Origin of the sequence: Variovorax sp. V15, from assembly GCF_041154425.1 — a bacterium.
GTDB lineage: Bacteria > Pseudomonadota > Gammaproteobacteria > Burkholderiales > Burkholderiaceae_C > Variovorax > Variovorax guangxiensis.
Genome location: NZ_AP028659.1, coordinates 4,702,418 through 4,726,896 on the forward strand (window position 1 = coordinate 4,702,418; position 24,479 = coordinate 4,726,896).

The window sequence follows — 24,479 nt, forward strand, 5'->3', positions numbered from 1 at the left end:
AAGGGCCGGGGAAAAAAACCTGTCACAAAACACCCGGCTCGAACGTCTTTGGTATGGAGACGCGAACGCGTGTCCGGCCGGCATGCGGCCCTGCAGCAACCTGACCTGGACCGGGAGAAGTGGCAGCGGCCTTCTGGACGGACCCGATTTGCCGATCAAGACCCCTACCGAATTGACCATGAGCGCTCGCCAAGCCATCGCACGCGGCCTTGCCCGCCACCCTTGCTGACGGAGATCCGCATGTCATCATTGCCCGCCAGCCCGCCACAGGCGACCGCCGAAGTCCTATGGCGCTTCGGTCCCTTCGTCGTGTACGAAACACAGCGCCGGCTCGAACGTGCCGGCGAGGCCGTTCGGCTGGGCTTCCGCTCCTTCGAGCTGCTGCTCCAGTTGGTCAAGCACGCCGGCAAGGTGCTCGGCAAGGATGAGCTGCTCGCTACCGTCTGGGCTGGCGTGGTTGTCGAGGATGCCAGTGTTCGCGTGCAGATGTCCATGCTTCGCAAGGCCCTGGGCCGACCGGGCGCCGGCGACGACTGCGTCGAATGGATCTCGAACATTCCGCTGCAGGGCTATCGGCTCAACGGCAAGGTCCTGCGCGAATGCAGCGACACCACCCGCCCCGGAACGCTCTCGATGGCGATCGCGGCGTCCTTTGCATCCCAGTCCGCCGCCCCCGCGTTCACGAAGCTGCCGACGCGGCTGACCCGACTGATCGGCCGGGAAGCCGACCTGAAGCGCCTGCTGACGGCCATGGACACCAGCCGCATCGTCACCCTCGCGGGCCTTGGCGGCATAGGCAAGACGCGTCTCGCCATCCGCGCTGCGGAATGCCATCAGGCCCGAACGGGCATGCAGATCGGCTTCGTCGACCTTTCGCCCCTGATCGGTGAGGACCACGTGGCGGGAGCCTTGGCGCGGGCGCTGGGTGTGCCGTCCGACGCACCCGACACCATGCGTGCAATTCACCGGCAGCTCGAAGGGCGCGACGTGCTGCTGCTGATCGACAACTGCGAGCACGTGGTGGACGCACTCGCGCCCCTGATCGCCGGACTGCTCGCTGAGCTGCCCAAGCTGCGCATCCTCGCTACGAGCCGGGAGGCTTTCCGCATGGAAGGCGAACGCGTGCTGCGACTGGCGCCGCTCGTCGTGCCCGAGACGGACCGGTTGACGTTGGCCCAGGCAATGCGTTCTGCGGCAGTCGAATTGCTGGTGGAGCGGGCGCAGGCCGCCGGCGCTCGCCAGTTCGGCGATTCGGACGGCGGGCTTCTTGCGCGGATTGCACGGCAGGTCGATGGCATCCCGCTGGCCATCGAACTGGTGGCGGCCAGGCTGGGTGTGCAATCGATCAACGACCTCGCATCGCGGCTGAACGACCACATGCGGCTGTACTCCGCCGGCAACGCGACGGTGCTCGCACGGCATCGAACGCTTGCCGCGGCCCTCGACTGGAGCATCGCGCTGTTGAACCCGCAGGAGCTCAGGCTCTTTCGCTTCCTGTCGGTCTTTCGAGGCCGGTTCGACCTGAATTCCGCGCTGAAGCTCGCCGAAGGCGACATGGACATTGAATCCGCCTTCGATGCCTTGATCTCGCTGGCCAACAAGTCGCTGGTCGCCTTCGACAACAGCGATGCGGTTGCGCCTTATCGCCTGCTCGGCACGACGAGGAGCTACGCGGCCAATCTGCTCTCACGGACCGACGAATCGCCCGCACTGGGGCGACGGCATGCCGAGCTCATGCGCAGCCTCATGGACGAAGCCACGGCGCAGCTGTCCAGGCTCGACGTCGATGCGTGGACCGAGCGATACGCCCATCACCTGGACGACGTGCGGGCCGCCCTCGACGCCTGGCTTGAGCAGCCTGGCGGCACCGAGGCTGACGCGGCGACCGGCACGGAGGTCGGCGTGGCGCTCGCCGTCGCCTCCGTCCCGCTGTGGTTTCAGGCTTCGCAGGCCGAGGAGTATCGAGACCGTGTGCTCACCACCATCAACCGCGTCGAGCGGCTGCCGGGTGCCGATGCGAAGACGGTCGCCGGGCTGCGCCTCGCGCTGACCGCTCGCCGCACTTCGCGCGCCGGGCCACGCAGCGAGCGCCTCGGCATGGACAGCGAGGCGAAGGCGCTCTACTTGAGCGCCGCTCGCTCCGCGTCGGACTCCGCCTTGAACCGCACCCCCCAAAAGTAGCAGAAGAAGCTCTCGCCAACACAGGCTGGCCGAATCGGCACCGGGCTCCTACGCTTGCAGCATCTGTGGAGTCCCTACGAAGTGACAAGCAGGCCGTCACAGGCGCAGGGTTCGGCACGTCTTCTGTGGCACGGGGCTTCCCCGCAAGAACAACCAGACACAAGGTCATGAACGACACAGACGGCACCAACGAGATCAGCAACGTCTTCGACAGCCTGCGGCCACGGCTGCATGGCATCGCCTACCGGATGCTCGGTTCGACCGAGGAAGCCGAAGACGTCGTGCAGGACGCCTGGCTGCGCAGGCGTCAGGCGAACGGTGCCATCGACAACGAGGAAGCGTGGCTGGTGTCGACCGTCACCCATCTGGCGATCGACCGGCTGCGCAGCGCGAAGGTGGAGCGCGAGCACTACATCGGCATGTGGCTGCCCGAGCCGGTGATGTCCGACAATTCGCCCTCGCCGGAGCAGATGCTGGAGAAGGCGGAGAACATCTCGATCGCCTTCCTTACCGTGCTGGAGCGGCTCTCGCCGGAGAGTCGCGCGGCATTCCTGATGCGCGAGGTCTTCGGCGCCAGCTACGGCGACATCGCCCACATCCTGGGCAGGACCGAAGCCGCCAGCCGCCAGCTCGTGCACCGGGCGAAACTCCAGATCCTCGAGAAGCGCAAGCGTTTCCGGGTCGCGCCGGAGGAGCACATCCGCCTGCTGAAGGAATTTTCCGAGGCGGCGCAGCGCGGGGACTTCGCGGCGTTGCGCTCCCTGCTGTCGGACGACGCCGAGTTCGTCGGCGACGGGGGCGGCAAGGTGCCAAGCTTCGACGCTCCGCTCAAGGGCCGCGACCGCATTGCGCAGCTCTATTTCGCGACCAGCAGGCGGTACGGCGACAAGGTGCGTATGCGGATCGCACCGATCAACGGCGAATGGGGTTTCCTGCGCTTCATCGACAGCGTGCTCGAGTCCGTGCAGTCGGTGGAGACCGACGGCGTGGGAATCACCCGGATCCAGGCCCAGAGAAACCCCGAAAAGCTGGCCGCGCTGGCTTCGTTGCTGAAGTTCTAGAGACAGGCACGCCCTCCCGAGCAGCTCGGGAGGTGGTGCACGGGCCGGCCATAACAAACATTGACAGGCATTAACTGGTCCTTGTTTGCCGTCGCGCGCAGAGTGCTCGTTGTGAGAAGGCCGTCCCCACGGCCTTCATGCCACCGAGATGCTGCAAATGACGAATTCTTCCCTGCCCTGCCCCACTTCCATTCCCCTCACGCCGCGTGCGGACCCGCTGGCTTCGAGCTTCGCGACCAGCTATGCGGGTGTCGTGGCCTTCATTGCCGTCGTGACCGAAGGCAGTTTTGCCCGCGCAGCGGACCGGCTGGGCATCGGGCGCTCCGCGGTGAGCCGCAGCGTTCAGAAGCTGGAGGATCAGCTCAATGTCAGGCTCTTCACCCGGACCACGCGGAGCACCTCGCTGACGCGGGAAGGCGATCTCTTCTATGCCAACTGCCACACCGGAGTCGACCGGATCGTCCAGGCCGTCGAAGAGATGCGTGACCTGCGCGAGGGCCCACCGCGAGGGCACCTGCGCATCAGCTCGTCCGTCGGCTTCGGCCGGCGCGTGGTCGCCCCTTTGCTCGGCGATTTCCTTGCCGCGTATCCGGAGGTATCGATCGACTTGCTGCTCAACGACAAGCCGACCGACTTCACATCGGACCGCGTGGACATCGCCTTCCGCAACGGCCGCATGGAAGACGCACAGATCATCGCCAAGCAGATCATCCCCATGCAACTGCTGGTCTGCGCCTCGCCGGGCTACCGGGATGCGCATGGCCTGCCGACCTCGCTGGACGAGTTGATGGGCCACCAATGCATCAACTTTCGCACCGCCTCGGGTCGTGTCGCCGAGTGGGAATTCAAGGCGGACGGGCTGCTTCGCAGGTTCGCGCCGGCGTCGAAGCTCACCTACAACGATGCAGACCTGGTGCTCCAGGCCGTGCTCGATGGACACGGCATCGCGCAGATGGCGGGATACCTGATCTGCGAACCGCTGCGCAAGGGCTCGCTGGTGGCCTGCCTGACGCAGCACGTCCCCGACGACCACGGACACTACATCTGCTACCTGAGCCGGCAGCATCTTCCCTCACGCATGCGCGTCTTCATCGACTTCATGACGACACGCATCCGCGCGGCGGACCTCCAATGCCTCACGGACCTCGACGCACCGACCTGAACGTGTACCGGCCGTCTGCGGGCACGTATTGGTGCGCGCCCAGCAACAGCGTGCATCCCTTCGCGAATCTACCGCCGCGCGAATGCCGAACCTACGATGACTTCCGTCTCACGGCATTCGCGCGACATAGGTGCGCCGTGTTCGTAATCCGGATCTCCAACCCCGTCTCAAAGGAAATCATGACCACACCTCAGAACCCCTCGCGCAGAAACCTGATCGCATCCAGTGCGGCCGTTGCCACCGGCACGCTCGCGATGGGCATGCACGGTGCCGCCGCGGGCGCCCCCGGTTCCGGCAACCGCAACCCGAGGATGACCAGCGACACCGTCACGATGAAGGACGGCACGCGCATCTACTACAAGGACTGGGGCAGCGGCCCGGTGGTCACGTTCTCGCATGGCTGGCCCCTCAATGCCGACGCGTGGGACGGGCAGATGCACTTCCTGGCGCGCAACGGCTTTCGCGTCATCGCGCACGACCGCCGCGGCCACGGCCGCTCGACGCAATCGTCGTCGGGCAATGACATGAACGGCTACGCCGACGACCTGGCCGAAGTGTTCAACGCGCTTGACCTGAAGAACGTCTCGATGGTCGGCCACTCCACCGGGGGCGGCGAGGTGGCCCGCTACATCGGCCGCCACGGTTCGAAGCGCGTGGCCAAGGCGGTGCTCATCGGCGCGGTGCCGCCGGTCATGGTGAAGTCGGCGTCGAATCCGGAGGGTCTGCCGATCGAGGTCTTCGACGGAATTCGCGCGGGCGTGGCGGGAGACCGTTCCCAGTACTACAAGGACCTGGCCGTGGCCTTCTACGGCGCCAACCGCAGCGGCGCAAAAGTGTCGCAGGGCGTGCTCGACCAGTTCTGGCTCTGGAGCATGCAAAGCGGCCAGAAGAACGCCTACGAGTGCGTGAAGGCCTTCTCGGAAACCGACTTCACCGAGGATCTGAAGAAGTTCGACATCCCCACCCTGATCATGCACGGCGAGGACGACCAGATCGTTCCCGTGCACGACTCCGCCAGGAAGTCCGCAAAGCTCATCAAGGGGGTCAGGGAAATCTACTACCCCGGTGCACCGCACGGACTCACCGCGACGATGCAGGACAAGGTCAACGCGGACCTTCTTGCCTTCCTGCGCAGCTGAACACTGTCATCCAACCCCTTCGCCATGCTGAACCTCCTACTACAGACCACGATTGAAGAGCAGCCCGATGACTGGGACATCTCACGCTTCAGCCGACTGGCTTCATTCCTCGCCGGACTGAGAGACAAAGACGGAGGCCTTGCCTTCCGGGTGACCGCCCGCAACCGCACCCAACGCGGCACGCCGGACCCGGTGCTGTCGACCCTGGACGGATCGGACGTGGACCAACTCTGGCTTTTTGCGGTAGACGGGGGCGACGGGTTGACCGACGCAGACTGCATGGGAATCAGCCGGTTTCGCCGCCTTGGTGGCGCGCTCATGGTGACCCGGGACCACATGGACGTGGGAAGCTCCATCTGCAATCTGGGCGGCATCGGGGCCGCCCACTACTTCCACAGCCACAATCGAGAACCCGACGAGAGCCGGCACTGCGTCGACGACACCTACGCCACGAACATCTCCTGGCCCAACTACCACTCGGGCGCCAACGGCGATTTCCAGCGTGTTCGCTCGGTCGGCAGCATTCATCCCGTCATGCGCGACCGGCAGTCCTCGACCGGCGTCATCCAATACCTTCCCTCGCACCCGCACGAAGGGGTGGTCGGAGTGCCGGCGGATGATTCGACGGGTCGGGTGGTCGTCGAAGGACAGAGCCTCGTCTCGGGCCGACGCTTCAACATCGCCGTGGCGTTCGAGCGCTCGGAACATGGCGGTCGTGCCATCGCGCAGTCGACCTTCCATCATTTCGCCGACTACAACTGGGATCCCGCCTGCGGCTGCCCGACCTTCGTGGCCGAATCGCCCGGGGACGGCATGGCACAGTTCCCCGAGGCATTGCGCTCGACCAAGCAGTACGCCAGCAACCTCGCCTTCTGGCTCAGCGCCTGAGCCGGTCATGCAAGACACACTCCGCATCACCACCGGCGAGGGTTCCTTCTCGGCGTATGTCGCCCGTCCCGCAAGCGCGGGCACAGGCGCAACCGCGCCGGCCATCGTCGTGATCCATGAAGTCTTCGGCGTCAATGCCGACATGCGGCAGTCGTGCGACGAACTCGCCGCGCAGGGCTACCTGGCGATCTGTCCCGACCTGTTCTGGCGCATCGAGCCGGGCATCGACATGACCGATCGCACGGAAGCCGAGCTGGCGAAAGCCATGGCGCTTTACAACGCCTTCGACCTCGACGCCGGCGTGCGCGACATTGGCGCCGCCATCGCAACCGCCCGCGCGCTGGCTGAGTCGAACCACCGGGTCGGTCTCGTCGGCTACTGCCTCGGCGGCCTCATGAGCTACCTGACCACTGCTCACGCAGCCGCTGATGCCGCGGTGGCCTACTACCCCGGCAACGCCGACAAGCACCTCGAGGAGGCAGGCGGCATCGGCAGCCCGCTGATGGTGCATCTCGCGGAAGAAGACGAGTACATCCCACCCGACGCACGCAGGCAGATAGTCGCAGCCCTGGGAAAGAGTCCGCAGGTGCAGCTCCACAGCTACCCGGGATGCCGTCACGCCTTCGCGCGACACCGCGGCACCGCTTATGACGCGCGGGCTGCAGGCCTCGCGAACGGCAGGACCCAGGCGTTCCTGGCCCAACACCTGAAGAGCGGCTGAGATTCACAGCGCACGGCGGTACGTGGCTGCGATGGCCCTGGTCCTCTCCCACTTCTTTTCCTTCATAAAAAGCCGCCGGCGTGTCGTGCACACGCCGGCGGCTTTTTCGCTTATTCGAGCGGCTGTGTCGACGGAGGCGTGCGCATGCCGACGGCCATGCGGTTCCACGCATTGATCACGGCGATCGTCCAGCTCAACTCGACGATCTCCTGGTCGCTGAACTGCTTCTTGAGCGCTTCGAAGGCCGTGTCCTGGTCACCGTGCTGGTCGGCAAGGCGCGTCAGTTCCTCGGCCCAGGCCAGCGCCGCGCGCTCGCGCTCGTTGTAGAAGCTGGTCTCGCGCCAGGTCGACAGGCTGTTCAGGCGCTGCCAGGTCTCGCCGTGCTTGCGCAGGTCGCGCGCATGCATGTCGAGGCAGAAGGCGCAGCCGTTGATCTGGGAGACGCGCGTCTGCACGAGTTCCATGAGCGAATGACCGAGCGAGGACTTCGCGATCGAGACGTTGACGCCCGCCATCGCCTGATAGGACTTGGCAGAGATCTCGGTCCAGGGTAGTCGGGGTTGGTTCATATTGGATATTCCTTTTGGGACGGACAATGAAAACGGGGCGCCTTGATGAGTGGCAAGCCCTTTGCTTGGCAGACGGACACATGCAGTGCGTCGTCTGGAAACACATTAAGGATTCGCTACCGCTCGCACTTCAGCCGTTGGTATGGCAACCGCCTCCCCCTTTTGCAGGGGCTGCACATTGGAGGGAGAATCGAGTGCAATTCATCGTGCGCCCATCCGTTGGAGTCCACCATGCTGCGTCTCTATGACAGTCGCCTGTCCGGCAACTCATGGAAGGTCCGCATCCTCCTGAGCCAGCTTGGACTGCCCTACGAGCGTGTCACGCTCGACATCCGTAAAGGCGAAACGCGCGATCCTTCGTTTCGGCGGATCAGCCGTTTTGCTCGAGTGCCCGTGCTCTTGCTGGAGGATGGCCGCCCCATCGTGGAATCAGGCGCCATCCTGGTGCATCTCGCCAACGGCACGCCCTATCTGCCAGATGATCCACACCTGCGAACGGAAGTGATGAGCTGGCTCTTCTTCGAGCAGGCCGATCTTCAGAAAAGTATTGCTACAGCACGCGTGCTCCACTTGCACGGACTCGCGAACGACCGGATGCAGGACATCGTGCGCTATCACGCCGATGGATACCCCGCACTGGAGAAATTGGACGAATGGCTTCTCGATCACACCTGGCTTGCTGGTGACAGCTACACCATCGCCGACCTAGCGGCTTCGGCCTATGTGTCGCTCGCCGAGCAAGGAGGCTACGCGATGGCGCGCTTTTCCGGCATCGAAGCATGGGTGGCACGCGTGCAAGCTCAGCCTGGATGGGTACCTCTTCTCCACGGGGAGAACACCTCGTCCAGCGCCTGAGCGCCGCCATCGTTCGGATTTCAGGGACCGAGCGTGCAAGCTTTGCCGCCTTCTCACCTCTGACCAAGCTGCCTACGATTTGATTGCCTTCAACGCACTGTTGAACGCAACCCCACCGATCGATAGTTGCTGCGCCTGCCTCGCAGGCCGCCAAGAGGACCGTGATGACGAACACCGAACCGCTGATGGAAATGGCCGCCGCCGCACGCGCTGCCGTGCTCGACCCGAACCGAATCACCGTCGTGGGCGGCAGCCCGGATCCACGGTTCGAACTGTTCCATGCGGCAAGCTCCCTGTGCTCGCAGAAGGTCCGCACGGTACTCAACGAGAAGGCGCTTTCCTACCGTTCCAACGACATGCGCATCCTGGGTTCGATGGAGCCCACCGGACTGGTGCCGGCCGAGCATTACAGCCCCGCCTACATCCGACTGCGGCTGATCGCTGCAAGGGAGTTGGGGCGCGGTTTCGTCTCCGGGTATAGCGGGCGCACCTCCGTGGAGACGGAAGGCTTCGATCCCTGCGTCGTACCGCTGCTGCTCGACCATCAGGAAGGCCGGGTGGTCGCCGATTCGCAGCGCATCTGCTGCTACCTCGATGCTGTGGACCGCCAGCCGGTGCAACTGATTCCCGATGAGCCCGCTTCGCGCGAGGAGGTGATGCGCCAGGTCGGCATCGTCGACCGGATTCCCAACGGGGCGCTGCTCTACGGTTTCCATCCCGACGCCGACCTCCGGCCCGAAGCGCTCAAGACCTCGATGCGAACGGTCTATCACTACAAGGTCATCGCGCTCGAGCGGCTGATCGCCGATAACGCCGGCGATCTCGAGCTGGTGGCCGCCTATCGCGCCAAGATCACGAAGGAAATCGGCGGCAAGCAGGTGTGCCACGATCCGGAGTTCCAGCGTGCCGCACGCCATCGCGTCAGCCAGTTGCTGGAGAACCTCGAGCTCGACCTGGGCAAGGGCTCTTTCGGCTGCATCAACGGCCACCCCTTCTCGCTCGCGGACGTGCTGTGGGGCGTCAACCTCGTACGCATCAATTACCTGGGACTGTCCTCGCTGTGGGACGCCCTGCCCGGCGTCGCTCGCTACTTCGAGGTGCTTTGCAAGCGGCGCTCGCTGTGCGAGGAAGCGATCGGGGCCTCGATCGCCTCGATGCCGCAATCGCGCTTCATGGATTCGGTGGCCAGCTGCCTGGCTGAAGCCACGGCCTGAGCTTCACGGCGGCTCACGCCTCGCCCCCGCCGCGTCCGCTGCATTTCCCGCCTCATCGATCGTCACGTCTTTCATGACGGAGACGGACACGCACGCCTTGCAAACCGTTGGACCACTCATTCCGCCTGTGCCCCTGACTGCCATGACGAACAAGAGCGATCACCGTCCTGTAGGCGCCATCCCCCGCGCCCCTGGCCTTCGCCGTGCGTTGCAGGCGCTGGCCGAGCGGCACATCACGGTGTCGGGCCTGGTCGAGCAGGCGCTGGACGCGGCGGAGTCTTCCAAGCGCATCCTTCGTGCATTCGCCGCCATCGACGAGGAGGGGGCCCTGCGGGCCGCGCGGGAGAGCGAGCGGCGCTACGCGGAAGGACGCACGCGCCCCCTCGAAGGGCTGATCCTTGGCGTCAAGGACCTGATCGACACACAGGGCCTCGAAACCAGCTACGGCTCGGCGGCCTGGCGAGGCCACGTTCCCACAGCCGATGCGGAGTTGGTGGCTTCGCTTCGCGAGCGCGGCGCGATCGTTCTCGGCAAGACCACCACGCACGAGTTCGCGTGGGGCGTCACCACATCCAGCAAGGTTTTCGGCGACACGCTGAACCCTCTGGACCCGACGCGCATTCCCGGCGGATCCAGCGGTGGCGCGGCCGCGGCCATCGCCTACGGTGCCGTGGCAGCGGGACTGGGCACCGACACCGGTGGATCGGTGCGGATTCCGGCGGCGCTTTGCGGCGTCGCAGGCTTCAAGCCCACGTACGGCCTGCTCCCGACGCAAGGGATATTTCCGCTGGCCCCCTCGCTGGACCACCCAGGACTTCTGGGCGAGACGGTCGACGACATCGCCATCCTGGCCGGCGCCTTCTCCATCGATGCGCTCGCAGATCGGGGCTTCACCCGAGCCCGCCTCGGCGTGCTTCGCGAGGTGCCGCCCGTGCCGGCGAGCGCTGAAGTGGCATCGGCCTTCGATGCAGCCGTCGCGACACTCGGCGAGCTCTTCGCCTGCGCGAATGTCGAAGCCGAAGGGCTATTTGACGGCACCTACGAAGCCTTCGCGCACATCGTGCTGACCGAAGGCGGTGCCGGACACTTCAGGCACAACGATGCGGACCGGATTGCCGCGCACTACAGCCGCGAAACCGCGGAGCGCCTTGAGCGGGCCAAGGCGATGACGCTTGGCGAATATGCAGCGGCTCAGCAGACCCGAAGGGACTTCACAGCCAGGCTGCACCGAGCCATGGCTCGCGTCGATTTCCTCGTACTACCGACATGCCCGTGCACCGCGCCGGCCCTGCATGAAAGCGCGATTCGCATCGGCGCGTGGACCGGCACCGTGCGCGAGGCGCTGATGGCCTACACCGCGCCTTTCAACGTCGCGGGGTTTCCGGCCATCTCGATACCCCTCGCACCGCGCGACGGCCAACTGCCTTCCGCATTGCAGGTCGTCGCCAGGCCGGGCCATGACGGCGCGCTCCTGCGGGTGGCGCGGCAGATGGAACAGCGGCTTCGCACCCAAGCCCCCGCGTCCCCGATGCGCTGACAGATCCCCACGGAAACAGGAGCACAAGATGAGCAACCCCACGCAATCCACGGACCGACCCACGCCGGGCGCCACGCCCGTCGGGCAGACACCCTACAGCGCATGGATACAGACCGACACGCTGCATTCGCTGCATCGCACTGTCAGCGACCATCCCGGCGAGCATGCGTGGATCACCCACGTACAGGTGTCGGAGCTCTACTGGATGCTCATCATCAAGGAGATGCAATCGGCGCAGCGCTTCCTGCGCGCTGACGATCTGCCGCAGGCCTACAGGACACTGCAACGCATCTCGGCCCACCATGCACCACTGGACGCGATCTGGCGCTCGATCGACTGGATGACGCCCAACGACCTGCTGGCCATACTTTCACGCGCCGTCGGCACCTATGGCCAGGACACGGCCCTGCAAGGCTGGACTTACCGGCAGATGGTCTATCTGTTCGGCATCAAGCAGGCCGTGCACCTGCAGCACTTCGAGCCGCAGCCGCAGCGCCTGGCGCAGCTGCGCCAGGCGCTGGCCGAGCCCAGCCTCTACGACGACGTGCTTGCCTACTTGCAGCGGCGCGGAATGAACGTGCCCCGCGCGTTGCTCGAACGCGATGTGAGCGAACCCTATGCCCCGAGCAAGGAAGTCGAGCAGGTGTGGCGCGACATCTACGCGGCGCCGGACAAGCACTCCGAGCTTCAGCAACTCGGCGAAGTGCTGGCCGACATCGCGCAGGGCTTCTGCAACTGGAAGTTCAGGCACCTGATGGCCACGCGCCGCACCTTCGGTGCGCGGCCGGCCTACTTCGGCACCGAAGGCGTCGCGTGGCTCATGCCCACGCTCGAGGAGATTCCGTTCCCCGAGCTCTGGTCGTCGCGCACCTTCATCGGCGATCCGCCACCCGTGTGTCCGCACATGGCCGGACAACGCCGCTGAAAGCGTTCGCGGGCTCCCGGTCGTTCGCGATTCCGGGACCCAATGTGCAAGCAATGGGGTCTTCCCGGGCAGCCGGGGCGTACCTACGATTTCCCACCATCCACCGCGAAAGCGAGAAAGACGAGCCATGTCAGCCAACCTCTTGATGGAGCCCACGCCCATGCACACGACGCCGTTCATCGACGACCTGATCCGGGAGCGGCGCAGCAAGCGCGGCTTCGTGGACCGCGCCGTTCCGCTCGATGTGGTGAAGGACATTCTCTCGGTGGCCAAGTACGCGCCGAGCTCGAGCAACACGCAGCCCTGGCGCTGCTACGTCGTGACCGGCGAGGCCCGCGAGCGCGTCACCCAGGCCGCCGTGGCGGAGTTCCGCGCCAACCACGACAAGCTGGCGCCGGAGTACCCGTTCTTCCCGCAGCCCCTGCACGAACCCTATTCGACGCGTTTCAACACCTTCCGCGGCCAGCTCGGCGACGCGCAGGGCGTGCACCGCAGCGACAAGGTCGGGCGCATGCGCGACGTGGAGCGCCAGTTCCTCTTCTTCGACGCGCCGGTGGGCATCATCTTCACCATGGACCGGCGCCTGGAGTGGGCCAGCTTCCTGTGCTACGGCTGCTTCCTGCAGAACGTCATGCTGGCTGCTAAGGGACGCGGCCTAGACACCTGCCCGCAGCAGATCTGGTCGCTGCAGCACCACGTGCTGCGCGCCGAGCTAGGCATTCCCGCCGACGAAATGGTGATCGCCGGCATGTCGATGGGCTGGGCCGACAACGACCTGCCCGAGAACCGCATGACCCTGCAGAAGCACGAGGTCGAGAGTTTCGCGTCATTCATCGAGCAGTGACGAGCCCCCTGCCGCCACCGCGGCAGTCCCATTCATCCGCATCCAACAAGAGAGGATTCATCCCATGTCGATCATCAAAGGCTTCCACCATCTGACGGCCTGCGTCAGCGGCGCTCAGGAAGACGTGGACTTCTACGTCAAGCTGCTAGGCCAGAGCCTGGTCAAGAAAACGGTGCTGCTGGACGGCGAAGACCCCGTCTACCACCTCTACTACGGCAACGCCCAGGGCGATGCCGGCACGCTGGTGACCTCGTTTCCCTTCCGGCAGAAGGGCGTGAAAGGCCGTCGCGGCTCGGGTCAGATCAAGGTGATCAACTACTCGGTGCCGGCAGGCTCGCTTCACTTCTGGCGCGATCGCTTTCGCGCCCACGGCGTGACCTTCGATGCCGACGTGGTCGAGCGCTTCGGCGAGAAGCGACAGCGCTTCCAGCACCCGTGCGGCATCGAGTTCGACCTGGTGGCATCCGACCGCGACACACGCCCGCCCTGCACGGCCGAGGACATCCCCGCCCAGTACGCGATCCGCGGCGTGCACAGCATCACGCTGTCGCTGCGCGAGGTGGCCGAATCGATCATCTTCATGCAGGACGCCCTGGCGTTTCGCTATGCCGGCGAGTCGGGCCCGCACCACCGCTTCGAGACCGCCGATGGAACACCCGGCACGATCGTCGAATTCCTGCACGAGCCGGACCGGCTGCAGGGCTCGTCGATCTACGGCGAGGGCACCATCCACCACGTCGCCTTCGCAGTGGACAACGTGGAGCAGCAGATGCAGATCAAGGAAAAGCTGATGTCGATGGGTCACATCGACACGTCCGAGTCGGTCAACCGCAACTACTTCCGCTCGATGTATTTCAAGATGCCCGGCGGCGTGATGTTCGAGGCCGCCACCACCGACATCGGCTTCGCGATCGACGAGGAGCCCGGCCATTTCGGTTCGGAGTTCCAGCTTCCTCCATGGCTGCGCGCCCGCAGGGACGAACTGCTGGGCCGCCTGGAACCCATCACGGTCTGAACGCCGCACCGCCTTCTCCGACGCCACCCGCAGCAGCAGCTCCGGGGAAGCGCTCGCCCTTTTTCTTCTTGTCACTCGCCCATTGGCCAAGCCATGTCCAAACCCAAAGTCCTCATTGCCTTCTATTCGCGCAACAGCTCCACCGAACGCCTTGCCAACGCCATCGCGCAAGGCGCGGCAGCCGAAGGGGCCGAAGTGCGCCTGCGCCGCGCCCGGGAGTTCGTCGCTCCGGAGATCATGCGCGATGTGCCCGAGTGGTCCGAGCGCGCCGGCGCGATGAACGCGAAGTACGAGGCGCCGACCGAAGCCGACGCCGACTGGGCAGATGCCATCGTCTTCGGCACGCCGACGCGCTTTGGCTCCATTGCATCGGAGCTCAAGGCCTACATCGATTCCCTGGGCGGCCTCTGGTTCCAGGGCAAGCTCAACGGAAAGGTCGGCTCGGTGTTCGGCTCGACCTCGTCCAGGCACGGTGGCAACGAGGCGACGCTGCTCTCTCTGTACGGCCCCATGGCGCACCTCGGGCTCATCATCGTCCCGCTCGGATACGCCGACCCGGCGATGTTCGCCGCGGGCACGCCCTACGGCGCGACGCACGTCTCCCACAAGGACTCGGTGATGCCCGCGGCCGAAGAGCTCGCAGTGGCCGCCTACCAGGGGCGTCGCGTGGCGCTCACCGCACGGGCGCTGCGCCTGCCGAAAGCCGTTGCCGAAGCGGCCTGACGGAATCGGGAAGCGGGCTGCAGGAGTGTTGATGGCACCCGTTGCGCGGATTGCCCCTGGCGCTATGCTCGGGTCGTACGGCCGCCTCGCGCGGCGTCCCACCGCCCGCTTTCCAGCGCTCTTTGCAGGCCGCCGATGTTGGATCTGAAGGATGTCTTCTACTTCGTGCAGGTCGTCGACCGTGGCGGCTTCACGGCCGCCGGCACGGCGCTGCGCCTTCCGAAGTCGACATTGAGCCATCGCGTCCAGGAACTCGAAAGCTACCTGGGCGTGCGGCTTCTCAACAGGACCTCGCGCCAGTTCGGCATGACCGACATCGGCAAGGAGTTCTACGAGTACGCCGTGGCGATGCTGCACAGCTCCGAGGTCGCCGAAGAGGCCGTACGCCAGCGCCTGACCGAACCCAGCGGCGTGATCCGCCTGACCACGGCGGTGGAGATCGCGCAGTTCGCGCTGCGCGAGATTCTTCCTGTTTTTCTCAACCAGTATCCGAAGGTGCGCGTGATCGAGATCGCGACCGACCGGTACGTGGACATCGTGGGCGAAGGCTTCGACCTGGCAATTCGCGGCCATACAGCTCCATTGCAGAACTCCACGCTGGTACAACGTGCGCTCGCGGACGTACCGTGGTACCTGTTCGCGAGTCCAGCCTATCTCAAGAAGAATGGCGTTCCCGAAAGCCCGGCCGATCTTGCGCAGCACGCAACCGTGGCGATGGTGCGCAACGGCCCGCTCCAATGGCAGTTGCAGGGGCCGCACCGCGAGGAGATCGTGATGCCCATCGATCCGCGCTTCCAGAGCAACAACATGGTCGCGCTCAAGGAAGCCGCGTGCGCCAGCCTGGGCATCGCCGCGCTACCGGGCTATATCTGTCGCTCGGAACTGCGCTCCGGCGCCCTTCAGCAGCTGCTGCCCGACTGGTCGGCCGCGGATGCGCGCATTTCAGCACTCATTCCCTTTCGCACCGGGCTGCTGCCCGCGGTTCGTTCGCTGGTGGATTTCCTGGCGGTGGAGATCCCGGTCATCACGGCCTTCGATCACCCATCGCGCTTCGCCTGAACCCCTGCGACGTCGCGCGCCGTCGTCCACGCGCATGGACGCTGCGTCTGGCAAACAGCGGCTTGTGACCTGGAGGTGGCCGGCCTATCTTGTCGGTCCGACATACAACGCGCGACCGACATGAATCACTTGAACTGCTTGCCGCAAGAAGGCATCTACTGGGGCCAACACATCCTGCAGAGCGTCGTCGCACGGCTCGGCGACCACGGCATCCATCGACCCATCACGTTCACGGTGGCGCCCCTGGAAGGCCTCTACCGCAGCTGTGTCCAACCCAACCTGAAGGAGCAGGCGGGCAGCTTCACGGAACTGCCCGCCCACGTGCCCGACGTGGCGGTGCAGGAAGGCCTCGACGCCTGCCTGCAAGCAGGCGCCGCATCGATCGTCGCACTCGGCGGCGGATCGGTGCTCGACGCGGCCAAGGCGGTATCGCATCTGCACCACGAGAAGACCGGGCATTACTTGCCCATCGCCGCCCTGCCCACCACGCTGTCGGGCTCCGAGTTCTCGCACTACTTCGGCATCACCGAGACGGACGGCCCGCAGAAATTCAAGCGCAGCTATGCGGTGCGCGAGACGGTGCCCAAGGTGGTCGTGATCGATCCGGTGCTCGTGTCCGACACCCCGCGCGCGCTGCTGCTCGCATCGGCCGTCAAGGGCATGGACCATGCGGTGGAGGGCATGCGCAAGGTCACGAAGGAGCATCCCCACGCGATCATGGCGGCCAGCGGGCTGGCGCGGTTTCTCCGCGTCCTGCAGAAATGGCCACAGGCCGTGGAAACACGCGCGGCGCTCGAGAAAGGGCTGGTGACGGCCGACGACCTGCTGCAGTTGCAGCTCGCGGCATGGCAGTGCTACTTCTCGCCGGCCTCGGTCATCTACGGCCTCAGCCACCGCATCGGCCACATCCTGGGCGGCACTTTCGGCCTGCCGCACAGCGTGACCTCTTGCATCACGCTGGCACCAGTGATCCGTGCGTGCGCGGATTTCTACGGAGACAAGCTCGGCGTCTTCGCCGCGACGCCCTCCAGTACTTCGCAGAATGCAGATGTGGCGGCCCATCTGGCCGACCAGATCTCGCAGGTGGTGAAGTTGCTCGGCCTGCCCAACCGCATCAGCGCGTTCGACCTCGATCCGGCCAAGCTTCCCGAGGTCGCCCGGCTGCTGAAGAAAAACTATCCCAACGAAGTGGCCGATCTCGGCGACAACGCGAGCGTCAAGCTCGACGAACTGCTCCAGAGTCTGTGGTGAATCGACGGCGGCATTGGTGCCTTGCGGACAACGCCGTGATCCCTTGCCCATGCCTACCGCCGAGACGCGGGCGTTCCTAGCATCGATGGGGTCCATCCCTCTTCTAGGAGCCCTCCATGCGTCTCAGCACCATCACCGCCGTCCTCGCCTGCGGCCTTTGCACGGCCCTCGGCGCCGCAGCGGCGGACGTGAAGTCCATCTCCCGCCTTGCCGCGGGTCCCGGCAACACCCTGTTCATCGCCGACTGGAAAGCCGCCCGCGTCCACGCGATCTCGTTGCCAGCGGCGCAGCAGCAGCCCGCGGGCTCCGCATTCAACATCCTGGACCTCGAGTCGCTGCTCTCCGCCCAGGTCGGCGGCGCCAAGGTCACGGTGGAGGACATGGTCGTGCGGCCCGGCACCGCGCAGGTGTACGTCGCCGTAAGCTACGGCAGCGCGAAGACGCCGGCGCTCATCATGATCACCAGCGACAAGAAGGCGCACCGCATCGACCTGAAGGCAGCGGCCTCGACCTCCGTCGCCCTGCGCGATGCCCCCACCACGGACTACAGCTTCTGGAGGGAAACGCCGGAGCGCAGCTTCACCGTCACCGACATGAAGTGGCGCGACGGCGAGCTCTTCGTGGCCGGCCTTTCGAACCAGGACTTCGCCTCGACGCTGCGCCGGATCAGATACCCGTTCGATTCGAAGCAGTCGATCACCTCGGTGGAAATCTACCACGCGGGCCACAACCTGATCGAGACGCGCGCCCCCATTCGCGCGATGAGCTTCGCAAGCTGGGGCGGCAAGCCGTACCTGGTCGCCGCCTACACCTGCACCCCGCTGGTGACGATTCCGCTCGACGATCTCAAGGACGGCGCGCACATCCGTGGCAAGACCGTCGCCGAGCTCGGCTATGGCAACACGCCGGCCGACATGATTTCCTACTCGCGCACCGAACAGGGCAAGACCGAGGACTTCCTGCTGCTGGCGAACTTCGACCGTGTGTCGAACGTCATCCCCGTGTCGCAGCTGGAGGCGACGGGTTCGCGGCCCGGCATCGAAAAGCAGGTGCCCTTCGGGCAGCTCGCGGGCGTCGAGGTGATGCAGGCGCCCCTGGCCGGCACGCTGCGGCTGGACAACCTCGACGAGAAATCGTTCGTCGTGGTACGCCGTCGGCTCGAGAAGGACGCGCTGCAGCTCGTCTCCATCGGCAAGGAGCTGAGCTTCCGGCTGACCGACCACGTCTCGGAATACGCCTTCGCGGAGTACAGCTTCAAGGGCAACGACTTCCAGTTGCAGAACATCAAGCCTCGGCAGGACATGCTGCTGAAGGACGAAGGCTTCCCGGACCTGATCAAGGCATCGGAGTAAGCGGTGCCTCTTCGTCGATTGTGCGGCGCCATGGCGCTCGCCGCGGCACTGCACGTCTCGCACGCCGCTTCCCTCGCGCCACCAGCTGCAGCCGCACCATCTCCGGCGGCCGCGCAGGTGGTGCGCGTGCAGCCGTCCGCGAGCCAGGTGCCGGCCAATCTGCTGCGTCTTTCCATCGAGTTTTCCACACGGATCGAAGGCCCGGTGCTCCCAAGGATCGCGCTGCTGCGTCCTGATGGGAAGCCCCTTGCGCAGCCGTTTCTCGAGCAGGAACTCTGGTCGCCGAGCGGACGGATCCTGACGGTGCTGATGCATCCGGGTCGCGTCAAGACCGGCCTGAATGCGCGCGACGCACTGGGACCGATCCTGGTTGACGGCGACGAAGTGACATTGACGCTCGATGGCCGCCCCATCCAGCACTGGCGCGTCGGCCCCGTGGACACGAACGGTCCCGTGGCTTCGGCGTGGCGCCTGTCGCCGGTTCGCGCCGCGTCGAGGCAGCCGCTCGTCGTGATCTTGGACGGCCCTATCGACGGCCGGGGCACCGATTACCTCGCGGTCGCTGACTGGCGCGGCCGACGCGTGAACGGCCACGCGCTGTTGAAAGACGGCGAGAGTACCTGGACATTCACCCCGCACACGCCTTGGCGCGTGGGCGAGTACAGGCTCGTCGCGCGCGGCACCCTTGAGGATTCGGCCGGCAATCGCCTGAACGGGCGCTTCGAGACGCCCGCCGACGCGCCAGCAACCGCAGCGGCCGACGCCGCGCTGGCGTTCACCGTGGCTCCCGAGCCCTCATCGACCGGTACGCACAGGCACGCCGTGCGCCTGCCCTGACTCTCTGACTTTCTGAACCTCTGATGCCTTCGACGACACGGTGATGCGTGCCGTTCGATACCGCCGTAGCACAAATACAAATGTTCGATCCAACTCTCCGTGTGGCCCTCCGGGGGTCTCAGCTCCGTCTCAAGCGCCATGCCGCGGCAGCGGCCCTGCTCGGCCTCGGTGCATGCCTCCCACTGGCGGCTAGCGCCGAAACCTCATTGCTCCAACCCTCTTCTTTCTTCACGCAATTCGGCTCTGCGCACAGCACCCGCGCCCTGACGGCAGGGCTTACCTGGGACATGCCTTATCGGTGGCAACTCGGCACCGGAGAAGTGAGCAGCTATCTCGAAGCCTCGTACTCGTACTGGAACGTCCAATCGCGGGACCGGGCCGGGCTCTCGCAGCTGTCGCAGTTCGCGCTGGTGCCCGCGCTGCGCTACCGGCCAGACGACGGTGCCTCCCCGTGGTTCGTCGAGGCGGGGGTCGGCTTGACGGCGACCTCATCCGTCTATCGAACGAGGCAGAAAAGTTTCTCGACCAGCTTCAACTTCGGAACGCACCTGGCAGTGGGCCGCAGCTTCGGCGAGCGCGGCCAGCACGAAATCTCGTTGCGGCTGGAGCACTTCTCGAACGCCGGCATCAAGCATCCGAACCCTGGAGAGAACTTCATCCAGGTCCGCTACGCGCGGCGCTTCTAGCGCGTCGCACTACCTCAAAGGGATAGACCGGCCTGCCCCGTCGAGGGCATGGCCTCCCGGCGCTCACCCGGCAAAGTGAGCCTTCAGGAAGATCGACGCTTCGCGTCGATCGTTTGCAACCCGGCCCGACATGACGGGCCATCGAAAGGAAGAACCAATGTCTTTGATCAGGAAAACCGGAAGCCGAATCCTGCTGGCGTGCAGCGTCTTGCTCGCACAGCACGCAATGGCCGCGCCTGCGGCCATCGTGACGCCGCTGCTGACACACGACCTGCCCAACATTCCCGGCAAGGAAGTGCTGATGATCAGCGTCGAGTACCCCCCGGGCGCGGTCGATCCCGTCCACAAGCACGATGCGCACGCGTTCGTGTACGTGCTAGAGGGATCGATCGTCATGGGCGTCAAGGGCGGCAAGGAAGTCACTCTCACCAAGGGCCAGACCTTCTACGAGGGGCCGAACGACATCCACACCGTCGGGCGTAACGCGAGCAGCACGCAGCCGGCCCGATTCACTGTGACACTGATCAAGGACAAGGGCGTCGACTTCTTCATTCCGGTGAAGTAAGCAGTGGGGCAAGCTCACCGGCCGTGCGCAAGGCGCTGTTCGGCGAGGTAGCGCGCCGGCGGCTTGCCCATCGCCTTCTTGAACATCGCGATGAACGCACCCACCGAGTCGTAGCCCAGGTCGACGGCCACCTGCTGCACCGACTGCCCCGAAGACAGCCACTGCAACGCCACGATCAGCTGCAGCCGCTGGCGCCATCGGCCGAAGGACATGCCCGTCTCGTGCCGGACCAGCCGTGCGAAGGTGCGCTCGCTCATCGCAAGGCGCGATGCCCACTGCGTGGCGGTGGCGCGGTCGGCGGGGTCGGCCATCAACCCCGTGACGAGCCTGCGCAGGCGCGGCTCGTCGGACACCGGCAAGTGCATTGGCTCCGCGGGCATGCGCACGAGCTGGTCGAGCACCACGGCATGCAGGCGCCCGATCTCGCCGTCAGGCACATCGCCCCCGGGCCGCGTGGCCAGATGGAGGATGAGTTCTCGCAGCAGGGGCGAGATGCCCACTGCGCAGCAGTCCCCCGGCATGTCTGCGGCGTCACTCGCCACGAACAGAAAGCACACATCCGCATCGGTCGTCACGCGGTTTCCATGTGGCACGTTGCCTGGAATCCATAGCCCGCCGTGGACGGGCGCCATCCACAGCGCGCCAGGCACCTCGCAGGTCATGGCGCCACGCAGCACCATCACCAGCTGCCCCTGAGCATGCGTGTGCGTCGCGAGCGCTTCGGCGCGTCCATGGGTACGGATCCGCCAAGCCGCCACGTCGGCATCCATCTTGTCGAACTCGAAGTTCCAGGGGCCTGTTCGGTGGGGACTCACGTTTTTCATTTTGACCGGATTCGCGAATTTTCTGTCGGTCGGCCGTCATCTCGAAAAGGGCGCCGTCGCTAGATTCAAAAGCAACACAGCATCACTTCCAACACCATGCATTCCTCGACATCACAGGTGCACTCCTCGCAACATTCTGCGCTGCTGCTCATCGGCATCCTGTGCACCGCCGCCAGCCTGCGCGCACCGATCACCGCGCTGGGCCCGCTGCTCGAACCTGTCCGCGCGAGCTTCGCGCTCAGCGCCTCCGCGGCCGGCCTGCTGACCACGCTGCCGCTGTTCGCGTTCGCCGTGGTCTCGCCCTTCGCGGCCGGCGTTGCGCATCGCTTCGGCCTGGAGCGCGTGCTGTTCGCGGCTGTTGTTCTGCTGATCGCCGGCATTGCCGTGCGGTCGGCGGGTACCACGCCCGCGCTGTACGCTGGCACCTGCGTCATCGGCAGCGCCATCGCCGTCGCCAACGTGCTGCTGCCCAGCCTGCTGAAGCGCGACTTTCCCACGCACGTGGCCAGGCTCACGGCCTGCTATGCGCTGGCGATGATCACCGCCGCCGGCCTGGCGTCCGCCGTCGCCGTCCCGCTGGACCAGGCGCTCGGTGCCGGATGGCAGGCCTCGCTGGGCAGCGTCGCTGTGCTTCCGCTGGCCGCCGCCATCTTGTGGCTTCCACAACTGCGTCTTCGCAAGACCTCGGCGCCCGGCCTCGCGACGGAGGCACCGGCTGCGTCGGTATGGAAGGCTCCGCTGGCCTGGCAGGTCGCCGCCTACCTCGGGCTGACCTGCTTCATCCATTTCGCCGCCATCGCGTGGCTGCCGTCGATCCTTCAGGAGGTCGGAGATTCGAGTGCACGTGCAGGCGCGCTGCACGGATGGATGCAGCTGGCCGGCGCCATTCCCGCGCTGCTGCTGATGCCGCTGCTGCAACGCATGCCCGACCAGCGCTGGATCTCCTTCGCATCCCCGGCGTTGAGCGCCATCGGCCTTGCCGGCCTGCTCGCGATGCCTGCGCTGGCACCTCTCTGGGTCTTCGCGTTCGGCATGGGAATGGGCGCCGCACTGATCCTGAGCCTCGCCTTCGTAGGGCTGCGTGCAACCAACCAGAAGATCGCGGCTTCGCTCTCGGGCATGTCGCAATGTATCGGCTACCTGCTCGCGGCCGTCGGTCCGACATTCATCGGTTTTCTTCACGAGTCCTCGGGGAGCTGGACCACGCCGCTCGTGGTCTGTACGGTGCTTTGCATCGCGATGTGCGCGCTGGGTCTCTCGGTAGGCCGGGCCAGGCATATCGGGGCCTGAGCCACGCGGCCGCCGCTCACAACATCCGCGGCTGGCGGGCATAGCGCACGAGGTCGTCGCCCAGGCGCAGCGCCAGCGCCGCGAGCGGCCCTGTGGGGTTGTAGCCGGCGTTGTGCGCGTAGACCGAAGCGCCGACCACGAAGAGGTTCTGCACATCCCAGTGCTGCAGCCGGGGAGACACCACGCTCGTTGCGGGATCGACGCCCATGATGGTCCCACCGGTGGTGTGCGTGGTCTGGTACTGCCTCGCGTCGAAGTCGCCGCGCCGTGGTTGGGGCGCGCCGACGATGGTGGCGCCCATGGCGCGCGCGATGCCCGCAGCCTTGCCTGTCACGTACTCGCTCATCCGGTGGTCGTTGTCGTGGAAATTGAAGGTCATTCGCAGCAAGGGCTGGCCGTAGGCGTCGCGGTAGACCGGATCGAGGTCGAGGTAGTTCTCGCGGTGCGGGTAGTTGCTTCCGTGCACGGCCACGTTGAAGGCGTGCGCGTACCAGTCCGCGTTGGCCTGCTTCCAGGCGGTGCCCCAGCGCGGCGCTCCGGCCGGCAGAAGACGCGAATTGATCGGGCGGCCATTGGTCACGTTCGCGTAGATGTAGCCGCCACCGAAGAAGCCCAGGCCGGTGTGGTCGAAGTTGTCGCCATTGAACTCATCCACCACCATCTGCGAAGCGCCCGTGGCCATGAAGGGGTTGATCCAGCGGTCCTTGAAGAAAACGGGCACGGAAGACATCACCTGGTAGCAGAAGTTCTTGCCCACCGCGCCCTTGCCGGTCTTCGGGTCGTAGGGCTTGCCGATGCCGCTCGCGAGGAGCAGCCTGGTGTTCGTCATCGTGAAGCCGGAGAGCACGACGACGTCGGCCGGCTGTTCATACTCCTGCGCAGTCTCGAGGTCGATGAACCGCACGCCGGTCACACGCCTGGCCGTGCGGTCGTAGTCGATGCCGGTCACCTGTGCGTGCAGCCGAATCTCGAAGTCGCGGTGCTTCTGCAGCATTGGATAGAGCAACACCGCGGGGCTGGCCTTGGCATTGGCCTCGCAGAAGAAGCGCTCGCAATGCCCGCAGTACTGGCACGGCGCCAGGTTCACTCCATCCGGATTGGTGTAGGCGCGCGGCGAATTGGCTGCCGGCAGCGGGAACGGCTTGTACCCCAGGCTCTGCGCGGCGGCCTGGAAGATCCGGCCCGATTCCAGGATCTCCAGCGGTGGCTGGGGAAAATCCCGCCGTCGCGGTGCTTCGAACGGATTGCCGCCATCGATGAGCCGTCCGCCGATGTTGCCCGCCTGCCCCGCGATGCCGAAGAGGCGCTCGAAGAGGTCGTGATAGGGCTCCATCTCCGCGTAGCTGACGCCCCAGTCCTGGACCGTCATCTCGCGGGGTATGGCCGCCTTGCCATAGCGGCTCTCGAGGTGGGTGCGCAGCGCGGGGTCGTATTCCGCCCAGCGCCAGGTCTGCCCGTTCCAGTGGTTGGCCGCGCCACCCATGCCGTCCCCAGGCAGGAACGCCTCCATGCGTCGGATGGGCAGCGCCTGCTCGGAGGCTGCGTGGCGCAGCGTGTAAGTCTCGGTGGCCCAGTTCTGCACCAGGCCGTTGCGCACGCCCCAGCGCAACTCGTCGCGCTGGTTGGGCAAGGTCGCGGCGGCACTGCCGGCGAGATCGCCGCCGCGTTCTAGCACGAGCACGTCGATGCCGGTGTTCATCAGTTGCCGCGCGGCAAGGCCCGCGGTGAGACCGCCGCCGACGAAAACGACGGTGCGCCTGGGTAGTTTCTTGAGTGTCATG

Annotated in this window: 23 protein-coding genes; 20 read left to right on the forward strand and 3 right to left on the reverse strand. The window is 65.7% G+C overall.

What is annotated here, in order from left to right:
* The first annotated feature begins 240 nt into the window (after positions 1 to 240).
* From ACAM57_RS22340 to ACAM57_RS22365, 6 genes are all read left to right on the forward strand, one after another.
* A complete protein-coding gene (locus ACAM57_RS22340; RefSeq protein WP_369658976.1) occupies positions 241 to 2,181 on the forward strand; it encodes a winged helix-turn-helix domain-containing protein in 1,941 nt (646 codons plus the stop codon).
* 167 nt (positions 2,182 to 2,348) lie between these two features.
* A complete protein-coding gene (locus ACAM57_RS22345; protein ID WP_369658977.1) occupies positions 2,349 to 3,242 on the forward strand; it encodes an RNA polymerase sigma-70 factor in 894 nt (297 codons plus the stop codon).
* 157 nt (positions 3,243 to 3,399) lie between these two features.
* Positions 3,400 to 4,404 (forward strand): LysR family transcriptional regulator, encoded by a 1,005-nt coding sequence (locus tag ACAM57_RS22350; RefSeq protein WP_369658978.1) that lies wholly within the window; start codon positions 3,400 to 3,402, stop codon positions 4,402 to 4,404.
* Positions 4,405 to 4,715: 311 nt separating this feature from the next.
* Positions 4,716 to 5,543 (forward strand): alpha/beta fold hydrolase, encoded by an 828-nt coding sequence (locus tag ACAM57_RS22355; RefSeq protein WP_369662464.1) that lies wholly within the window; start codon positions 4,716 to 4,718, stop codon positions 5,541 to 5,543.
* A 24-nt stretch (positions 5,544 to 5,567) separates the two neighbouring features.
* On the forward strand, positions 5,568 to 6,431 hold the full coding sequence (locus ACAM57_RS22360) for a hypothetical protein (RefSeq protein ID WP_369658979.1): 864 nt from the start codon (positions 5,568 to 5,570) through the stop codon (positions 6,429 to 6,431).
* Positions 6,432 to 6,438: 7 nt separating this feature from the next.
* Entirely contained in the window at positions 6,439 to 7,152 is a 714-nt protein-coding gene (locus ACAM57_RS22365; RefSeq protein WP_369658980.1) for a dienelactone hydrolase family protein, read from the forward strand.
* 110 nt (positions 7,153 to 7,262) lie between these two features.
* On the opposite strand, the gene ACAM57_RS22370 is transcribed toward ACAM57_RS22365, so the two are convergent.
* Entirely contained in the window at positions 7,263 to 7,721 is a 459-nt protein-coding gene (locus tag ACAM57_RS22370) for a carboxymuconolactone decarboxylase family protein (protein ID WP_369658981.1), read from the reverse strand.
* 231 nt (positions 7,722 to 7,952) lie between these two features.
* Here ACAM57_RS22370 and ACAM57_RS22375 point away from each other — a divergent pair, with 231 nt between their 5' ends.
* From ACAM57_RS22375 to ACAM57_RS22435, 13 genes are all read left to right on the forward strand, one after another.
* Entirely contained in the window at positions 7,953 to 8,576 is a 624-nt protein-coding gene (locus ACAM57_RS22375; RefSeq protein ID WP_369658982.1) for a glutathione S-transferase family protein, read from the forward strand.
* 164 nt (positions 8,577 to 8,740) lie between these two features.
* Positions 8,741 to 9,790, forward strand: a complete 1,050-nt coding sequence (locus ACAM57_RS22380) for a glutathione S-transferase family protein (protein WP_369658983.1) — start codon at positions 8,741 to 8,743, stop codon at positions 9,788 to 9,790.
* Between the two features lie 142 nt (positions 9,791 to 9,932).
* Complete coding sequence (locus ACAM57_RS22385; protein WP_369658984.1) at positions 9,933 to 11,327, forward strand: amidase; 1,395 nt, start codon at positions 9,933 to 9,935, stop codon at positions 11,325 to 11,327.
* Positions 11,328 to 11,355: 28 nt separating this feature from the next.
* Entirely contained in the window at positions 11,356 to 12,252 is an 897-nt protein-coding gene (locus tag ACAM57_RS22390; RefSeq protein ID WP_369658985.1) for a tryptophan 2,3-dioxygenase, read from the forward strand.
* A gap of 160 nt (positions 12,253 to 12,412) precedes the next feature.
* Positions 12,413 to 13,096 (forward strand): nitroreductase, encoded by a 684-nt coding sequence (locus tag ACAM57_RS22395; RefSeq protein WP_369662465.1) that lies wholly within the window; start codon positions 12,413 to 12,415, stop codon positions 13,094 to 13,096.
* 64 nt (positions 13,097 to 13,160) lie between these two features.
* Complete coding sequence (locus tag ACAM57_RS22400; RefSeq protein ID WP_369658986.1) at positions 13,161 to 14,111, forward strand: ring-cleaving dioxygenase; 951 nt, start codon at positions 13,161 to 13,163, stop codon at positions 14,109 to 14,111.
* 93 nt (positions 14,112 to 14,204) lie between these two features.
* A complete protein-coding gene (gene wrbA, locus ACAM57_RS22405) occupies positions 14,205 to 14,834 on the forward strand; it encodes an NAD(P)H:quinone oxidoreductase (RefSeq protein WP_369658987.1) in 630 nt (209 codons plus the stop codon).
* A gap of 135 nt (positions 14,835 to 14,969) precedes the next feature.
* Positions 14,970 to 15,893, forward strand: a complete 924-nt coding sequence (locus ACAM57_RS22410; RefSeq protein WP_369658988.1) for a LysR substrate-binding domain-containing protein — start codon at positions 14,970 to 14,972, stop codon at positions 15,891 to 15,893.
* 120 nt (positions 15,894 to 16,013) lie between these two features.
* Complete coding sequence (locus ACAM57_RS22415) at positions 16,014 to 17,144, forward strand: iron-containing alcohol dehydrogenase (RefSeq protein ID WP_369658989.1); 1,131 nt, start codon at positions 16,014 to 16,016, stop codon at positions 17,142 to 17,144.
* 116 nt (positions 17,145 to 17,260) lie between these two features.
* A complete protein-coding gene (locus ACAM57_RS22420; protein WP_369658990.1) occupies positions 17,261 to 18,496 on the forward strand; it encodes a hypothetical protein in 1,236 nt (411 codons plus the stop codon).
* Positions 18,497 to 18,526: 30 nt separating this feature from the next.
* Positions 18,527 to 19,333, forward strand: a complete 807-nt coding sequence (locus tag ACAM57_RS22425) for a hypothetical protein (protein ID WP_369658991.1) — start codon at positions 18,527 to 18,529, stop codon at positions 19,331 to 19,333.
* A gap of 80 nt (positions 19,334 to 19,413) precedes the next feature.
* Positions 19,414 to 20,019 (forward strand): acyloxyacyl hydrolase, encoded by a 606-nt coding sequence (locus ACAM57_RS22430; protein ID WP_369658992.1) that lies wholly within the window; start codon positions 19,414 to 19,416, stop codon positions 20,017 to 20,019.
* Positions 20,020 to 20,176: 157 nt separating this feature from the next.
* On the forward strand, positions 20,177 to 20,584 hold the full coding sequence (locus tag ACAM57_RS22435) for a cupin domain-containing protein (RefSeq protein ID WP_093058929.1): 408 nt from the start codon (positions 20,177 to 20,179) through the stop codon (positions 20,582 to 20,584).
* A 14-nt stretch (positions 20,585 to 20,598) separates the two neighbouring features.
* Here the strand turns inward: ACAM57_RS22435 and ACAM57_RS22440 are convergent, their stop codons facing one another.
* Positions 20,599 to 21,408 (reverse strand): helix-turn-helix transcriptional regulator, encoded by an 810-nt coding sequence (locus ACAM57_RS22440; RefSeq protein ID WP_369658993.1) that lies wholly within the window; start codon positions 21,406 to 21,408, stop codon positions 20,599 to 20,601.
* Positions 21,409 to 21,504: 96 nt separating this feature from the next.
* On the opposite strand from ACAM57_RS22440, the gene ACAM57_RS22445 reads away from it, so the two are divergent.
* Positions 21,505 to 22,698, forward strand: coding sequence for an MFS transporter (locus tag ACAM57_RS22445; protein ID WP_369658994.1), 1,194 nt, complete (start codon positions 21,505 to 21,507; stop codon positions 22,696 to 22,698).
* 16 nt (positions 22,699 to 22,714) lie between these two features.
* On the opposite strand, the gene ACAM57_RS22450 is transcribed toward ACAM57_RS22445, so the two are convergent.
* Positions 22,715 to 24,478: a GMC family oxidoreductase gene (locus ACAM57_RS22450; RefSeq protein ID WP_369658995.1), complete on the reverse strand. Its 1,764-nt coding sequence runs from the start codon at positions 24,476 to 24,478 to the stop codon at positions 22,715 to 22,717.
* Position 24,479 lies beyond the last annotated feature (1 nt).